The sequence below is a fragment of the Trichococcus patagoniensis genome, from assembly GCF_003051085.1.
Classification (GTDB): domain Bacteria; phylum Bacillota; class Bacilli; order Lactobacillales; family Aerococcaceae; genus Trichococcus; species Trichococcus patagoniensis.
The window spans coordinates 1-16,567 of sequence record NZ_QAOM01000019.1; the positions used below are offsets into that span (position 1 = coordinate 1).

General features: G+C 45.0%; 11 protein-coding genes and 1 CRISPR repeat array. Of the genes, 5 read left to right on the forward strand and 6 right to left on the reverse strand.

Annotation, left to right across the window (positions count from 1 at the left end; all coding sequences use genetic code 11):
* Positions 1 to 180 precede the first annotated feature (180 nt).
* Positions 181 to 3,117: a CRISPR direct-repeat array (repeat unit 36 nt; unit sequence ATTTTAGTTTAGCCGATTTTGTAAGGAAACTATAGC).
* A gap of 169 nt (positions 3,118 to 3,286) precedes the next feature.
* Entirely contained in the window at positions 3,287 to 4,525 is a 1,239-nt protein-coding gene (locus C8U37_RS11700; RefSeq protein ID WP_108033407.1) for a dicarboxylate/amino acid:cation symporter, read from the reverse strand.
* A gap of 158 nt (positions 4,526 to 4,683) precedes the next feature.
* Positions 4,684 to 4,839, reverse strand: a complete 156-nt coding sequence (locus C8U37_RS11705) for a type II toxin-antitoxin system CcdA family antitoxin (RefSeq protein WP_425445666.1) — start codon at positions 4,837 to 4,839, stop codon at positions 4,684 to 4,686.
* A 267-nt stretch (positions 4,840 to 5,106) separates the two neighbouring features.
* On the opposite strand from C8U37_RS11705, the gene C8U37_RS11710 reads away from it, so the two are divergent.
* Genes C8U37_RS11710 through C8U37_RS11720 form a run of 3 tightly spaced genes read left to right on the forward strand, consistent with a single transcriptional unit; the run spans position 5,107 to position 10,296 of the window.
* A complete protein-coding gene (locus tag C8U37_RS11710) occupies positions 5,107 to 6,900 on the forward strand; it encodes a tellurite resistance TerB C-terminal domain-containing protein (RefSeq protein WP_108033408.1) in 1,794 nt (597 codons plus the stop codon).
* The gene (locus C8U37_RS11715) at positions 6,893 to 8,221 is read left to right on the forward strand and encodes a BREX system ATP-binding domain-containing protein (RefSeq protein ID WP_108033409.1); all 1,329 of its coding nucleotides are present in this window, start codon (positions 6,893 to 6,895) and stop codon (positions 8,219 to 8,221) included. The genes C8U37_RS11710 and C8U37_RS11715 overlap by 8 nt, the downstream gene beginning before the upstream one ends.
* Complete coding sequence (locus C8U37_RS11720; protein WP_108033410.1) at positions 8,221 to 10,296, forward strand: DEAD/DEAH box helicase; 2,076 nt, start codon at positions 8,221 to 8,223, stop codon at positions 10,294 to 10,296. Before C8U37_RS11715 ends, C8U37_RS11720 begins: the two co-directional genes overlap by 1 nt.
* A gap of 292 nt (positions 10,297 to 10,588) precedes the next feature.
* Here C8U37_RS11720 and C8U37_RS11725 read toward each other — a convergent pair whose 3' ends face one another.
* A complete protein-coding gene (locus C8U37_RS11725; protein ID WP_108033411.1) occupies positions 10,589 to 11,110 on the reverse strand; it encodes a type II toxin-antitoxin system HicB family antitoxin in 522 nt (173 codons plus the stop codon).
* A gap of 257 nt (positions 11,111 to 11,367) precedes the next feature.
* Here C8U37_RS11725 and C8U37_RS11730 point away from each other — a divergent pair, with 257 nt between their 5' ends.
* Entirely contained in the window at positions 11,368 to 12,081 is a 714-nt protein-coding gene (locus C8U37_RS11730; protein WP_108033412.1) for a GntR family transcriptional regulator, read from the forward strand.
* A 297-nt stretch (positions 12,082 to 12,378) separates the two neighbouring features.
* Here C8U37_RS11730 and C8U37_RS11735 read toward each other — a convergent pair whose 3' ends face one another.
* The gene (locus C8U37_RS11735; protein ID WP_108033413.1) at positions 12,379 to 12,795 is read right to left on the reverse strand and encodes a bis(5'-nucleosyl)-tetraphosphatase; all 417 of its coding nucleotides are present in this window, start codon (positions 12,793 to 12,795) and stop codon (positions 12,379 to 12,381) included.
* Between the two features lie 330 nt (positions 12,796 to 13,125).
* Here C8U37_RS11735 and C8U37_RS11740 point away from each other — a divergent pair, with 330 nt between their 5' ends.
* Entirely contained in the window at positions 13,126 to 14,439 is a 1,314-nt protein-coding gene (locus C8U37_RS11740) for a uracil-xanthine permease family protein (protein WP_108033414.1), read from the forward strand.
* A gap of 104 nt (positions 14,440 to 14,543) precedes the next feature.
* On the opposite strand, the gene gloA is transcribed toward C8U37_RS11740, so the two are convergent.
* Positions 14,544 to 14,924 carry a lactoylglutathione lyase gene (gene gloA, locus C8U37_RS11745; RefSeq protein ID WP_108033415.1) on the reverse strand — a complete coding sequence of 127 codons (381 nt, stop codon included), beginning with the start codon at positions 14,922 to 14,924 and terminating at the stop codon, positions 14,544 to 14,546.
* A gap of 207 nt (positions 14,925 to 15,131) precedes the next feature.
* Positions 15,132 to 16,502: a guanine deaminase gene (guaD, locus tag C8U37_RS11750; protein ID WP_108033416.1), complete on the reverse strand. Its 1,371-nt coding sequence runs from the start codon at positions 16,500 to 16,502 to the stop codon at positions 15,132 to 15,134.
* Between the last annotated feature and the right edge of the window lie 65 nt (positions 16,503 to 16,567).

A 16,567-nucleotide genomic window follows, 5' to 3' on the forward strand; every position in this document is an offset into this window, starting at 1 on the left:
GACAAATGAAATCACTCCTTAAAATATCTGGCTTAGTCACCTTTATTTTAACAGAGTATTTCATTTGTCCTTTTTTTTGCACTTTTCACAAAAAAGGTGTTGATGAAATTTACTTCATCAACACCATTTATTATAGAACCAAACTATAGCGATATATGGATGACATGGTTATTTTCGGGCATTTTAGTTTAGCCGATTTTGTAAGGAAACTATAGCTATTAATAATCACTCAAGATCTGTAACTGAATTTTAGTTTAGCCGATTTTGTAAGGAAACTATAGCAAACCATTTAGTATAATAATCCAAAAAAAGATTTTAGTTTAGCCGATTTTGTAAGGAAACTATAGCGCACATTGAATGGCATGGCTGATATTTTTGATTTTAGTTTAGCCGATTTTGTAAGGAAACTATAGCTCTCAATGACTTGGCGCGTCGAATCGGAAGATTTTAGTTTAGCCGATTTTGTAAGGAAACTATAGCGGGTACACCGGGTGAGCAACCCGAGAAAATATTTTAGTTTAGCCGATTTTGTAAGGAAACTATAGCTCGTTAACCGCGCTGCATTGACTAAGCTTGATTTTAGTTTAGCCGATTTTGTAAGGAAACTATAGCTTCGCTTTTGACGCAGAATCAGATATTGTCATTTTAGTTTAGCCGATTTTGTAAGGAAACTATAGCGACCTTGGAACGCGCCTACAGCACGCAGAAATTTTAGTTTAGCCGATTTTGTAAGGAAACTATAGCGTTTGGGGATGTGGACGCGTGGCACTACGGATTTTAGTTTAGCCGATTTTGTAAGGAAACTATAGCACTTAAGGTATAAAAGGTTCTAACACTTTAATTTTAGTTTAGCCGATTTTGTAAGGAAACTATAGCTACAACTCAATGCTTCTAATTACACAACTTATTTTAGTTTAGCCGATTTTGTAAGGAAACTATAGCGATTTGAGTTGCTAGGAAATCCAGCACGCTATTTTAGTTTAGCCGATTTTGTAAGGAAACTATAGCAATGTTGCTGCTGGTGAGCGAGTTGAAATAATTTTAGTTTAGCCGATTTTGTAAGGAAACTATAGCACTGAGACTGCGTACCGTATATTTGATATATTTTAGTTTAGCCGATTTTGTAAGGAAACTATAGCTTTGAATATTAACAAGGCTGTCAGCCATGCATTTTAGTTTAGCCGATTTTGTAAGGAAACTATAGCCCATGATGCAATAACATGATACTCCTGAAAATTTTAGTTTAGCCGATTTTGTAAGGAAACTATAGCCTGGGAGCTGGTCTGCGTTCAGTGAATTGATTTTAGTTTAGCCGATTTTGTAAGGAAACTATAGCCATGGAAAGACAAGTAGGCTATGATGCCAAATTTTAGTTTAGCCGATTTTGTAAGGAAACTATAGCATATCAGAACGTCTCGAAGTCTGAGTATGCATTTTAGTTTAGCCGATTTTGTAAGGAAACTATAGCTAGCACTCACGCTTCCTTTTCTTTGTTTGTATTTTAGTTTAGCCGATTTTGTAAGGAAACTATAGCTGATATCTACAGTATAATATACATTGTCATATTTTAGTTTAGCCGATTTTGTAAGGAAACTATAGCATCTGAAAATGGTGAAGGTTCAGAATTTGCATTTTAGTTTAGCCGATTTTGTAAGGAAACTATAGCAGATATGCCTGTTACTATTAAAGCTCAAAGATTTTAGTTTAGCCGATTTTGTAAGGAAACTATAGCGGGAGTTCCTTGATAAAGAAGAGGCAAGCAATTTTAGTTTAGCCGATTTTGTAAGGAAACTATAGCGCGGATATCTAATAGGAATTCATCCAGAGAATTTTAGTTTAGCCGATTTTGTAAGGAAACTATAGCGCTTAAGCATGAGAACGTTATAAGGCCGTTATTTTAGTTTAGCCGATTTTGTAAGGAAACTATAGCAGAAACGGGCGGCGAGATACTACAGGGGTTATTTTAGTTTAGCCGATTTTGTAAGGAAACTATAGCTGGCAGACCCGGGTACCTGGGGAGAACGGGATTTTAGTTTAGCCGATTTTGTAAGGAAACTATAGCATGATAAAACATTATACAAAATTCCGTATTATTTTAGTTTAGCCGATTTTGTAAGGAAACTATAGCGCGACTACTCGCCTTAGCACTTGCGTTTGTATTTTAGTTTAGCCGATTTTGTAAGGAAACTATAGCCGTCTGCGGTACCAAAGCAGTTGTCGCTGTATTTTAGTTTAGCCGATTTTGTAAGGAAACTATAGCTGCCGATAGCTTCTATCCATTGGGTAGTGAATTTTAGTTTAGCCGATTTTGTAAGGAAACTATAGCCCATCTTTAAAACGTACGGCATATTGATACATTTTAGTTTAGCCGATTTTGTAAGGAAACTATAGCTACGCCTCCTCACTTGTAGCTGACCAGTCATTTTAGTTTAGCCGATTTTGTAAGGAAACTATAGCGGGAGAACGCGGTAGTAGATCACGGCGGGCATTTTAGTTTAGCCGATTTTGTAAGGAAACTATAGCGTAGGCGTTTATCCGTAATCGCCAACACATATTTTAGTTTAGCCGATTTTGTAAGGAAACTATAGCACAAACGCAATTCTTCGTTAGCCACGTCTGATTTTAGTTTAGCCGATTTTGTAAGGAAACTATAGCCGAAGCAACCGGCTCAAGTGTTACTGAACCATTTTAGTTTAGCCGATTTTGTAAGGAAACTATAGCAGCGTCGGCACCAACTCGGATATCGGTTGTATTTTAGTTTAGCCGATTTTGTAAGGAAACTATAGCCCCTACAGGTGTGAAGGTACCTTTGGGGAAATTTTAGTTTAGCCGATTTTGTAAGGAAACTATAGCGTCAATGAAGCGGAACCCGTTTATGATGACATTTTAGTTTAGCCGATTTTGTAAGGAAACTATAGCACGCCTTTATCCTTCAGCTGCGCAATCTGCATTTTAGTTTAGCCGATTTTGTAAGGAAACTATAGCTATGGGTGCGCTTAGAAACCATATCATTTGATTTTAGTTTAGCTGATTTTGTAAGGAAACTATAGCGGTTCATCCGCATAGTACATGTCCAGCCTCATTTTAGTTTAGCCGATTTTGTAAGGAAACTATAGCCTGCATTCTGCATTGCGGCCGATACAGCATCAAGTCTAGAAGTGGGGATATTAAAGAGACCATCCGGACCTCCATCCGCAATACCAAAAACGATAAAGCAGCTCGAAAAAACTAGCCCAATCAAAAAGCCGCCGTGCACATGATGATATGCAAGGCGGCTTTTACTTTATCATACTTCTTGAATGATCCCATGGTTGAAAATATCATAATCGATTGCATCTTCAGTTTTAGCGACAATCAGCGCTGTTGTTGTATCAGCAGTCACATTCAGGATTGTTCTCAACATTCCCACGAACCATTCTACCCCGGCAAAAAGGGCGATACTTTCAATCGGCAAGTTCATTTGCGGAACTACGATAGCCAAAGATACCAAGCCAGCTCCTGGAACAACGGCATTTGCCAAAGAAGCAAGCGCAGCCAAGAATGCAATATAGATGTAGTTCGTCATTGAGTATTCCACACCATAAATCTGAGAGATTGTGATGACGGTGATCGCCATATGCATAGCAGAACCGTTACTGTTAAGGGTCATACCCAAAGGCAATACCAGTTTTGATACACGCTCTTCAATTCCCAATTTTTCACGGGCATCCTTCAACTCAGTCGGCAACGTAACCGCTGAAGATGTTGTAACGAGTGCCATGATTGCGATTTGCGTCATGTTGTATATCAGACGGAAAAAGCTGACCCGGCAGAAAAATGATGTTAATAAGAACCATACAACGAGATAAACTAAAGTTCCTAATGCATAAACGCCTAAGTATTTTAACAATGGTAAGATAACTTGCAATCCCATATTTGCAATTGTCGAAGCGATAAGAGCAAATATACCGACTGGAGCAATAATCATAACCATGCTGATCAAACGCAAAATGATTTTATTGAAACGTTTAACAATGTCTAAAATCGTGTTCTCTTCATCCTCTACTCTCACGTAGCTCAAAGCCGAACCAAATAAAATTGAGAATACAATGACATGAACAATATTTCCTTCAGCCAAAGCTTGCATGATATTCGTAGGGAAGAAATTCAAAATTGTTTCTCCAAATGACATTGCTGCTACTTCAGCCATTTTGAAACCTTCTCCGGAAATCGAAGCACTGTCGATACCTGTACCTGGTTGGAACAACACACCGAACAGTACACCCATCCCACCAGCTAAAACGGAGGATATCAAAAAGATAGTAAATGTTTTAACCCCCATCGTTCCCAGTGTTTTTGGATTTAATTCGCCAACAGCTTCAATAATCTGTCCCATTACCAACAATACAATGGACATTTGGATGAGACGTAGGAACAATGTCCCGATGACGCTTAAAAAGCCGACGTTTTCACCGAAAAGCGAGCCAACCACGACACCCATAATAGTCATGATGACGATTTGGGTTAATAAACTCATTTTCTTCATACTTGCAACCCCTTTTATACGTGATAACATTATTATAAACTTTTTTCAAGCGTTTACATTATATGTCGCGGATAAAATAATAGAAATGTTTAGCCACATTGTACCCTAGTCAAGGGGTTGACTTCTTGTTCATTTTAGAGGTTTTATTTTACCGGTGCTTATCCAGATGCCGTATGCAAAAAGAGTCCAACGAACTGGACTCTTAATTTTTCTTTCAAGGCTTCGGTTAATGTTGCAGAGAAATTGATGCCCGCTTCTTCAGCTTTTTCAGCTAGGTCGACGGGAATCGTGGTGTTCTTTCTGACAACATTCAATTTGTCGATTCATCGAACTACATTTATTTTTCATGTCTTTTCCTTCACACCAATCCTCTAAAATATACGGGAATTTACTCTGAATACTTTTAAATCTCTTCTTTTTGTGACTTATTTCGGACCATATTTTTACGGCTCTTATTTGAACGCAAGGAGAAGTACTCTTAATCTAGCCTGTATAGAACACGCGTTCTTGAATATGCGCGCCATCCGACGTATACTAAGAGGGTATCCTGCACAGTGACTTGGAAAGGGGGAACGTCCAAGATGTTTGAATTCGTAAATAAAATATTCAGAAATAAGCAAATGAGCGACGAGGAAAAATTGTCGATCATCGAATTGGTTAAGAACGAGGAATCTTTCATCAATCCGAGAGATCTCATCGCAAAGCAGACTGCTCCAAAAAAAGCTGTAACGGAAGCAAAAACAGAATTATGGATCAGCTATGTTTCGCCACCCGTGAGATTGAATGACAATTTGACAGGGCAAGTGGAGGAGGCGGTGGGTACTTTATTTGAAAGCCTATGCGCTTTCGTCGACGTCGAACTGAAGAAAAAGCGTAAAAACATCAAGCATGTGAAGCACGATCGTTACTATTATCATGTTTCCGTTTTTGATGAAATCCATCGGCTGGCCAGAGAAGTGGTTTTCTCGTTTTACAGACAGGACAATATGCACCCGGATGCTTATTTTTCCTACGATCTGAAAGCCATGTTGTCCCGGGATATCCAAAAAATCCTTATCCGTGAGGTTGAGGCGTACCGCAATTATTTGCCATCTCCGGATGAGGAGACCAGAAAACGGTTCGGATTGACGCCATTCGGCACCCGAATCGTCTGGTGGGATCCGTCGGGAAGCGTGCGTGACAAGCAGATTTTCGACAGCACCGAAATGGAGCATTTTAATCAGCTTTCGAAAAGAGCGACGCGGTTCACGGAAGTGCCGTCCGTCATGATCCTTTGCTTGTCGAAATACGTGGATCTTTTGCAGATCGTATTGCGTGATCTGGAGGATGGATCCATCAAATGGAAGATTAAACCGAATAATTATTTCCGGAAATATTTCCGACTGCCGTTGGAAGATTGCCGAGTCTGGACGGAAACGTTCCGGCTGCCAATGGATCTGTACATCCTGACTGAAAACACGGTCCGTCGCGAGGTCGAGGGACTTCGCGTGCTGCCTGATGAGGAAAGTCTGCAGACCCTGAAACAATATTTTCCGGATGAAACGTTCCTGAAGATTCAAGATTCTCTGAGCCAGAAAGTTGAGATCGAGCTGGATTATCCGACCATAACAGCCTTGCGGAACGTGAACAAGACCGTCTGGCATGAGGCTGCCAATCTGTTTATCCACCAACCGGTCGAGCAGTTCAGTGGGCTGCTTGGGGAAGTTGCGGATGATCCAGATCTGAAAAAGATTGCCTCGAAGGTGATCAAACAGATCGAGGATCCGGATAAGCGCATGCTGTTTATTTGCTTGATGGAAAAGCAGGCGTTGCCGCTATCAAAAGCGCTGCAAAAAGAACGGGATGTCTTCATTCATCCAACCAGAAAGGCCGATTATCAGCGTTATCTGAGTGACGAAGATCTGTCTATCGAAAGTTTGCCGGAACTTTTGAAGGCATGTGCGCAACCGGCACGCAGAGAAATCAAACTGGACACAGCCTTGATCAGCGCATCGCATTCGGCCCTCGATACGATCATTGATATGGTAGACACTTACCTTAGCGATGAGGAATCTGTAGAGGGGTTGGGTTCGGCCTTCGAGCTGGATTTTGTTGCCGAAATCGAGCTGTCGCCGGCAGTGGCGGAAGAGCCGGAAACCGATCAGGAATCTGAGCATCTGGCATTCCTCAAACATTTGGTGGCAAGCGACGGGATATCTTTGGATGATTTCAAAGAACAGGCAAAAAATAAAGGGAAACTCCATCAGGCATACCTCACTGAGTTGAATGATGTGCTGTATGAAATATTTGATGATCAAGTGCTGGTGGTCAGCCAACAACAGGTCATCATTGAGGAAGATTTTATGGAAGAAATGAGGGAATGGCTCTATGGCTGAAGCTAAGCTGAGAAAGAAGGATGCCCAAACGATTATTGCCTCGCTTGAGGCCGGCGTCGTGCCGGTAAAAGGGGTACAGCACGTTTTGGTGGGCAGAAGCAACGAAGTCAAGGAAATCATCGACACGTTGCAAAATTTGGAAGACGGCAACAGCGATCTGCGTTTTTGGGTAGGCGATTTCGGTTCGGGGAAAAGTTTTGTTTTGCGGACGATCGAATCGTTGGCGCTGCAAAAGAATTTCGTCGTCTCGACGATCGACTTGACTCCGACGCGGCGTTTCTATGATTCCTCCGGGAAAGCGTTGGCGCTATATAATGAAGTCGTCAACAAGATCGTCATCAAGAACAACCGCGACGGGAATGCCATCGAGACCATCGTCCAGCAATGGATCCAGGTGCTGCTCGAGCAGCTTGCCGCGGAAAACGGCCTGACCGTTCCCGCTTTGATGGAAAAGGCCCATTGGAAATTGGTTGAGAACGCCATCCTGAAGACGACGAATTCCTTCTACTCATCCGGGCTTTCCTATGAATTTGGACAAGCACTGATGAAATATTTCGAAGGGATCGCGGACGATAATATGTCCCTGCAGATTGAAGCGATTCGTTGGATCCGCGGGGATATCACGACAAAGACGGAAGCATCCAAGGAACTAGGCATCAAGAACGTCATCAACGATGCAAATTATCTCATTGCGCTGAAGAATCTGGCGGAATTATTCTTGAAAATCGGCTACAAGGGATTTGTCATCAATTTTGATGAATCCGTCAATCTTTATAAATTGCCCCGCTCGCTGACCCGTGAAAAAAATTATGAGATGATCCTCAATCTGTACAACGAAACGAAAACGAATGAGGCAAAAGGCCTGTTCATCAATTTCGGCGCAACGAAGCATACGGTCTATGACGAGCGAAGAGGGTTGGCCAGCTATGGCGCATTGAAAACCCGCTTCGGCAATGAATTGATGAAAAATAAAGACTATGTCAACGTCAACAGCACCGTCATCGATCTGAAGCCGCTGACACCGGAAGAGATCTTTATCCTTTTGACCAAGTTGCTGGAAATTTACAATACGGCTTATCAGACGACGCTGGTGGTGAAGGACAGCGAAATCCAGCAATACATGGAAGATCAGCTGAACCGTCCGGGAGCCGCGGCCTTCTTGACGCCGCGATCGGTCATCAAGGATTACATCGAAATCCTGTCCCTGCAGCGCCAGAATCCGGACTATTCCTTCTCGCATATCCTTGCCGATCGGTTCGGCAGAAAATCCGCCATCGTGGCGAAGGATGCAGATGACCACGATGAAATAGAGGTTTACTGATGCAGGCATTCGACAGTCTCAGCCGCGATATCCAGCAATACATCTATGACAAGGGCTGGCCCAGCCTGACGAACATCCAGAGCGCCGCCATCAAACAGGTCGCCAACACCGAGCATAATCTGATCTTGTCGGCTCCGACGGCTTCGGGAAAAACCGAAGCGGCTTTCATTCCGGCGCTGAACAGTGTCGAAGATTGGGACACGGGGCTGAAGGTGCTGTATGTTTCCCCTTTGAAAGCCCTGATAAACGATCAATTTCAGCGCATCAGTGAGCTTTGTGCATATTTGGATGTGCCGATCACGCGTTGGCATGGTGAAGTTTCCCAGGCGCAGAAAAAGAAAGTTGTGAACCAACCGAAAGGCGTCTTGCTGATCACGCCGGAATCGATCGAGGGGATGCTGGTGAACCGGCCCGGCGAAGCGGAGCACCTTTTTAAAGGAGTGGAGTGGATCATCATCGATGAGCTGCACAGTTTTCTGGGGACGGAGCGGGGGATCCATCTGCAATCGCTGCTGCAGCGGATCAGCCAATTTATGCAGGTTCCTCGTTTCATCGCGATGAGCGCCACTTTGAACAAGACGGATTTCGGCTATGCGAAAGCCTTCTTCGGTAGCCCGCGGGACACGGATATTCTTGTGGATCGTGTGAAAAATGACTTACTCATCACGATCGATTATACGAGCGGCGAGGCCGGTCCGTTCGTCGCAAGGGAATCCTTGGAGGCGATCTATCAATATTCCAAGACGGAAACGATGCTGATTTTTCCGAATTCGCGCAACCGGGTGGAAGAGATCACCCATAAACTCGCAAAGATGGCGAAAAAGCAGAACGCACCCATCCGCTATTTTGCCCATCATTCATCGGTTGATAAGCTTTTGCGTGAAGAAGTGGAATTTTTTGCCAAACACAACGAGGACCAGTTGTTCACGATCACGTGCACTTCCACCTTGGAATTGGGGATAGACATCGGATCGGTGGACAGCGTGGTGCAGTACGGATCGCCTCCGTCCACTTCCTCGTTGAGCCAAAGACTCGGACGCAGCGGTCGGAGGACCCATCAAAGCATTCTGCACATCGTGGAAGACGACACGTGGGAAATGCTGCAGACCTACGCCGCATTGGATCTGCTCGAGCGGGGGGAAATGGATGCCACGGAGATGATCGAGACACCCTACAATGCTTTGGCGCATCAAGTGATGGCGATCCTTTTCCAAAAGGTCAGTATGCCGCTGACGCAATTGTTGCAACTGAACAAGACTTTTCAGGTCTGGTCGGCGATTTCGGACACGGATTTGGCGCTGTTGCTTGATTACATGGTGGAAAAAGAATTCATCGAAATCATGGAGGACGAAGCGATTGTGGGCTTGGAAGGCGAGCGGCTGCTGCGCTCCAGAGATTTCTACGCACTGTTTTTCACGACCAGCGATTTTTCTGTCCATTACCAGCATGAGCGCATCGGCAGTCTGCCGTTCACGCCGGATATCCAGCTCGACAGCAAAATTCTGTTGGCGGGCCGGGTGTGGATCGTGAAAGATATCGATGTCAAGGCAAAGCGCATCCAGGTGGAAATGACGAAAGAAGGCAGGCCCCCGAAATTCATCAGCGACGAGGGTTTTGTTTCCAATGAAGTGCGTGAAAATATGGAGAAACTGCTGCGGACCGGGGATTATCTGACCTTGAACAACGATCAGATTACCCGCGATTTTGATTTTCTGAAGAGCGCACTCTACTACGATGCAGGCAACTATTGGTATGAGGACAACCAGACGAATATCGGCATCGTGACATTCAAAGGGACTAAATTCAATATCGCCTTGTTGCTGCTCATCAAGAGCATTGCCGTGGAGGGCGAAAAATACCAACTGCACGACAAGCACGCCTTGATCACCGGTCCCGACATGAAAAGAATGATGCAACGCCTCACTGACGAGGATGTCTCTTTGGATACCGTCGCGGCCTATCTGGACAGAAACGAAAAAGCCATCGAAGAATTGACGGCCCATCAGAAGTTCATGCAACTGGTTCCCAAATCATTGCGGATCAAGTGGATCCTGAATAACTTCTTTTCGATTTGAATGCGATGGATGGATGGGGAAAGCGGGCACGCTTCCGCATCGCTGTGCTCCGGTGAACGGAGGCTTCGCCGGAGTTGGGCCTGCATTCGAAGTTGTTTCCTCCGACGAGCGAGGCTTTGTCGGAGGTGAGGCTGAAAGTTACCGGTGAACTCCGGTGAGCGGGTGCTTCACCGGAGCAGGGGACTTGCTGAAGTAGCTGTTCTCCGGCTAGCGGCTATAAAATACATAAGCGTAACGCGTAAAAGCCCTGAGATTTTTTCTCAGGGCTTTTACTATTGAAATATATCAGCCATTATTCAAACAATTCCTTGTCGGAGAATGAGCTGAATGGATTATCTACTTGGTTGGATTCGATGACCTCATCAGAGTGGATGAGGTCTCCAAGACCGTCATTAAACCGACTTTCTAATTGGCTATAAAAGAGTTTTTCTTTCAAGGCTTCGGTTAAGGTTGCGGAGAAATTGATGCCGGCTTCTTCGGCTTTTTCAGCCAGATCGACAGGAATCGTTGTATTTTTTCTGATGACCGGTAATTTCACTTTTTTGGCAGCCGCAATAAGATCAATCATAATATAGCTCACAATCGCTTCGGGATTATCGGCTTTGACAGCGGATAAATCGGAGGCTGCCGGAAGCTGCTTTTCATCGTAAAGCATCAACTCCAATGCTTCAGCGCCATTGGCCAGTGCTTCTGGAATGCCAAATCCTTGCGAAATTGCCCCCGGGACATCCGGAAAGGTCACTGTGTATGTTCCTGGGTCATTTTCTGTATCATCGAGAATTGCTGGATAAGCAACATAATGCGTTTCTGCCATATTGATTTCACCCTCTTTAAAAATATTGTAAGACGTTCATTTAAGATCGGGTTGCTTTGCTTCAACGTCTGAGGCATTACTGTTATCTCCTGTTCCTATTCACATTATATACGCGCTATGCAAATGTTCAAAGCAATGATTGCCTTTAATTCAGATTTTGTGTATGCTTAAAATATAGACTTTTTAGTGGGAAATCTACTTAATTTGATCTTGCCCTTAGAAAGCTGGACATACTACGAGAGGTGCAGTGTTAAAATATGCAAAAATATGTCATCATATCCAATGATATTCGGAATAAAATCGTAAAAGGGGAATACGTTGCCAATCAACAGATTCCTTTTGAAAAAGATATGTGTATTCAATACAATGCCAGCAAGATGACGGTCAAAAAAGCGTTGGACATCTTGGTGGCGGAAGGATTGGTAATCAAAAGGAGAGGTTCCGGTACTTTTGTGAAGGACCTGAACCCGGAAGAAATCGAGCGCGTGACGATGGCGAATCAGTTCCGCGGCACGACTGCGCTCAATGCCGGGAAGACGGTCCATAGTAAAATACTGAATTTTTCGATTGTGGAGGTGCCGGAAGAAGCAGCGAAAAAGTTGAATATTTCCCTTGGCAGTTTTGTATATGACATCTATCGCGTGCGCTATGTGGAGGACGAGCCGACCGTGATGGAAAAAATCTACATGCCGATTGATTTGATTCCTGACATTAAAGATAAAAATATCAACGGATCCATTTATGACTATATCGAAAAAGAGCTTCATTTGAAAATACAAAGTGCGCACAGGACGGTTTCTGTCCGCAAAGCGACTGATTTTGAAGCGGAGGAGCTTGGACTTGAAAAGAGTGATCCAGTGGCGGTAGCCGAGCAGGTCGGCTACCTTGATACCGGCAATGCCTTTGAGTTCTCCACTTCTGTTCATCGCTACGATAAATTTGCCGTCGAAATCGTTTTGACGCGTAATTGATCGGAAGCGTTGTAAGTGTAGTTGCAACTTGGCGGCGCGAACTTGAACTTCGGCGAAGCCATCGTTGGCCGGAGAACAGGGGTGGAAATCACCAGCACCTCCGGTAAGGCCGCGTTCGCCGGAGAACAGACGGGAAATCGTCCATAAACTCCGATGAAACGTTGCTAGCCGGAGAAAGATATCGAAAAGCTTCAAGAACTCCGGCGAAGCCGTTGTTCATCGGAGAACTGTAAGTTACCGGAAATTTCAATGCGAAAGGGCCACCTCAGGCTTGAGGTGGCCCTTTCGCATGCAGTGTTAGGCTTTCATACCTTCAATAAAATCAATCGCGGACTGCAGGATGCTTTTGTCGTTGTCATAGGTGATGGCCTGCAGCGCTTCGTTGAAGGGCATCCAGGCGAAGTCGGTGACTTCGGCATCTTGTTTTTCAATCGTTTCTGTGTGGGCGAAGGCGATGAAGTAGACGACTTCTTTGATTACGTCGGGAGCAGGGGAGTAACTGACTGATTTCCGGAATGAGGTGCTGAGGTCGGTGCTCAAGCCGGTTTCTTCCTTGATTTCCCTTAAAGCTGTTTCGACTTCCGTTTCCCCGGTCTCGACATGTCCTTTCGGGAATGCCCAATGGCCGCCATTTTCGTGTTTGATCAGCAGTACTTTTCGGTTCGTATTATCCGGGGAGAGCACGATGGCTCCGCACGATTTTTCTGATTTCATAGTTTAGTCTCCATTCATAGGATTCATTTATTTTATTGTTGCCTTTGAATACAGTATAGCAAATAATTGATCCAAATCGCAGCCGATTCGGATAATGAATCATTTTGCATCATTCGGCATTTTAAATACAAAAAGATGAAAATTCTGTTTAATGTTCGCTTTTATTGGGGTTATAGCGTTAAAATGTGAAGATTCTCATAATGAAAGCCCTTATAATTCGTTATTTACACTTTACAATTGTATGTGATATCGATATAATTTTATTTGTCGTTAATAAACGAATTATATTTTGTTTTGCAATCATTAATGTTCGTTATCAGGAGGAGAAACATGGAAGAGAAAGTACATACGGGCCTGACATACGGGGTAGAGGATAAACCCGATTTAGGCACGACAATCGTTTTAGGATTTCAGAACGTCATCACCGCATTTGGTGGTTTAGTCGCAGTTCCGCTTATCATTGCCGGGATTGCAGGTTTCGGGGTTGAGGATACTGCTTATATGGTCAGCGCAGCGCTTTTGGCTTCGGGTATCGTTTCAATCATTCAATCAAAAGGTTTCGGTCCGAAATGGTTCCGCGTCGGTGCAGGCTTGCCGACGATCATGGGAACTGACTTTGCTTTTGTGGCGCCAGCTGCTTCCGTCATCGGTGCGGGTGGCATCACGGCCTACTTCGGCGGTACGATGTTGGGCGCTTTACTGGAAGTTGGTTTAAGTTATTTCGTAAAACCTTTATTGAAATTTTTCCCGCCGGTCGTGACCGGATCGGTTATCTCCTTGATGGGGATGACGCTGATGTCCGTAGCGATGGGCTGGGCAGGTGGCGGTTTCGGATCTGAAGATTTCGGTAATCCGATGAACATCGGTATCGCAGTGCTCGTGTTCCTCATCATCGCTTTGATCAACCATTACGGACCAAGCAAAATCGCTCCGGCTGCCGTGTTGATCGGTGCCGCAATCGGTTATGTTGTCTGCATTCCGTTGGGTATGGTAGACTTCGGCCAAGTCGTCGCCGCTGAATGGTTCGCTTTACCACAATTTTTCAAATTCGGCGTACCTGATTTCAAACTTGAATACGCGATTCCTTTCGTATCCGGTTATCTGGTAACAGTCATTGAAACAGTCGGTGTTATGCAGACTTTAGGCGCCGTTACGGAAACGAAATTGACGGATGAAAGAATCGCTGCCGGCGTTCGTGCAGATGGTTTCGGATCGTTCATCGCGCCTTTCATCGGTTCCGGCCCTGCCGCAACTTTCAGCCAAAATGCTGGATTGATTCCTTTGACCCGCAATGCTTCCCGTAAAGTAGCCATCATGGGTGGTATCATCATGATCGTGATGAGCCTTTTCCCTAAATTTGCTACTTTGATCTCCATCATGCCGCTACCTGTATTGGGTGGTGCCGGTATCTTGATGTTCGGTACGGTTGCCGCTGCCGGTGTGCAATCACTCTCACGCGTCGAGTTCAACAACCGCAACATGATCATCGTTGCTTCTGCGTTGGGTATCGGTCTGGGTGTTTCCTTTGTTCCGGATACAGTGGCGCAATTGCCAGGTATCTTGAGCGGCTTGTTCTCTTCCGGTATCTCTGCAGGTACGATTGTTGCCTTGGTATTGAACATGATTTTGAAAGAAAAAGTCTAAACATACGCTGCTTGAGCAGCTTGAATGAAAAGAAACACGTAAGCATCCGCTTGGCTGCTTGCGTGTTTCTTTTTATACTATTAATTTTTAGAGTATTCAATAAATTATTTTTCGCGCTTTACTTCAATTCGATAGCCATCAGGGTCCGTCACAAAGAAATAAGTCGGTGTACCCCCTGAAAGTCCTTTTAACTCACCTGTTTCATAAGCAGAAGCTTTACAAACTTCATGCATTTTTTCTAAGTCACTGACAGTCACACCTAAATGACTGAAGCCATTTCCTACATTATATGGCTCGGCATCGTAATTGTAAGTGAGTTCAATTTGTACAGAAGAACCGGGAGAATTCAGATAGATTAAATCAAACTTATCCTCAGGGAATTTTCTATGGCTGGCAACTTCAAAATCAAATAGATCAGTATAGAAGTTTAAAGTAGCGTCAATATCTCTGACACGCAGGCAAATCTCAACGAGTTTTTGGTTCATATTATCATCCTCCAATAGTTTCTTATTTTCATTCTAACATGAATAGGTTACATAGGCATTTTATTCACCCCTATGTTATCTTCTATATTGCTTTCTGATATATCATTAGGCAAAAAGCCTCCGAATCATCAATAATTCGGAGGCTAGCTGGAGTTGCCGCGGCAGCAAACCTAATGCAGCACAACGTAAATTCGACTTGCGACTCATTCACTTCCGTTTGTGTACGCAATCGCCCTGGACCCACACCTCGCGGATGTTTTCCGGGCGGCTCAAGAAGAGGATTTTGTGCAACAGATCTTCCCTCGAAATCCCTTCATCGAACAGCGGAAGTTTGGCGTTCGGCGCGTTTACGTCGATCACTTGGACGTCCCAGGCATAATTTTCTTCCAAGCGCCCGATTGGCAGGCTCAGGCTCTGTCCTCCGCCGGCAGTCGCATAGTAGAACGCCTCGTTAGCGGTAATCCGAGATTGTGGCAGGCCGCGTTCCGTAGAAGGGAGTGACGGATCAACGCCTTCCTCCAGCATCCTCGAAGATATGACAGCCTGGCGGATGTTGTCGAATAGGCTCGGGGAGAAGCCTCCGGAGATGTCTGTGCCCAGCCCGATATCGATTCCCATTGCAGTAAAACGTGCAGCCGGCAGGACACCGTTCGAGAAAAAGACATTCGAAATCGGACAATGCGCAATCGCGGTGCCGGTTTCGGCAAACAAATCAGCATCCTCATCTGAAAGGAAGACGGCATGCGCCATGACTGCTTTGTCCTGCAAAAGGCCCATCTCATGGAGCGCAAAGGTGTCGCTCTTCTGCATCCGCTCACGGACATAGTTGTGTTCCCAATCGCTTTCGCTGCAGTGCGATTGGATATGCGTATTGTATTTTTTTGCCAGTTCACCGAGCCCAGCCAGCGCCTCGTCCGTACAGCTCGGGATGAAGCGGGGCGTCACGACCGGATAGACACCTTGTTTGGTCGTTTTGTCCAATTCCTGAACCAACTGGATGAAACTTTCCGTATCCGCCAATGCGACTTCAGTGCTTTCGTCCCGGTAATATTCCGGATTCTGTTCCCTGTCGTCCATGACCACTTTCCCGACCAACCCGCGTTGACCTTTGTCGGCGCAGATTTGGGCCAACAGATAGCTTGCTTCCTTATGGACGGTCGCAAAATAGAGGGCAGTCGTCGTTCCGTTCGCCAAAAGCGTCACAACGAGATCCTGATAGACTTTGCGGGCGAAATCCAGATCGGAGAATTTCGATTCAAGCGGGAAGGTATAGGTTTCCAGCCAATCATGCAAAGGGATGTCCATGGCAGTGCCGGCCTGCGCCCATTGCGGAGCATGGATGTGCAGATCGATGAACCCCGGCAGGAAATACTGCCCCTCGGCAAGCGATAGGAATGAAGCAGTCCCGCTGTAAGCAGCAACAAGCCTGTCATAATCCGGATCATCGGGGCCTAGAATGCGCCGGATCACTCCTTCAGCATCGAGGCAAAACAGATGATCATCCAGCACGGTCACTTCCTGCGGCGTCCTGCTGGTGAAGGCAGTACCGCGGAATACTTTATCATATTTGTGAGCCATCGTAACTCCCCCTGTCCTGTTCCCTTGCCTCCATTATAGCACTCCGGATTCAAGTCGATAATTTT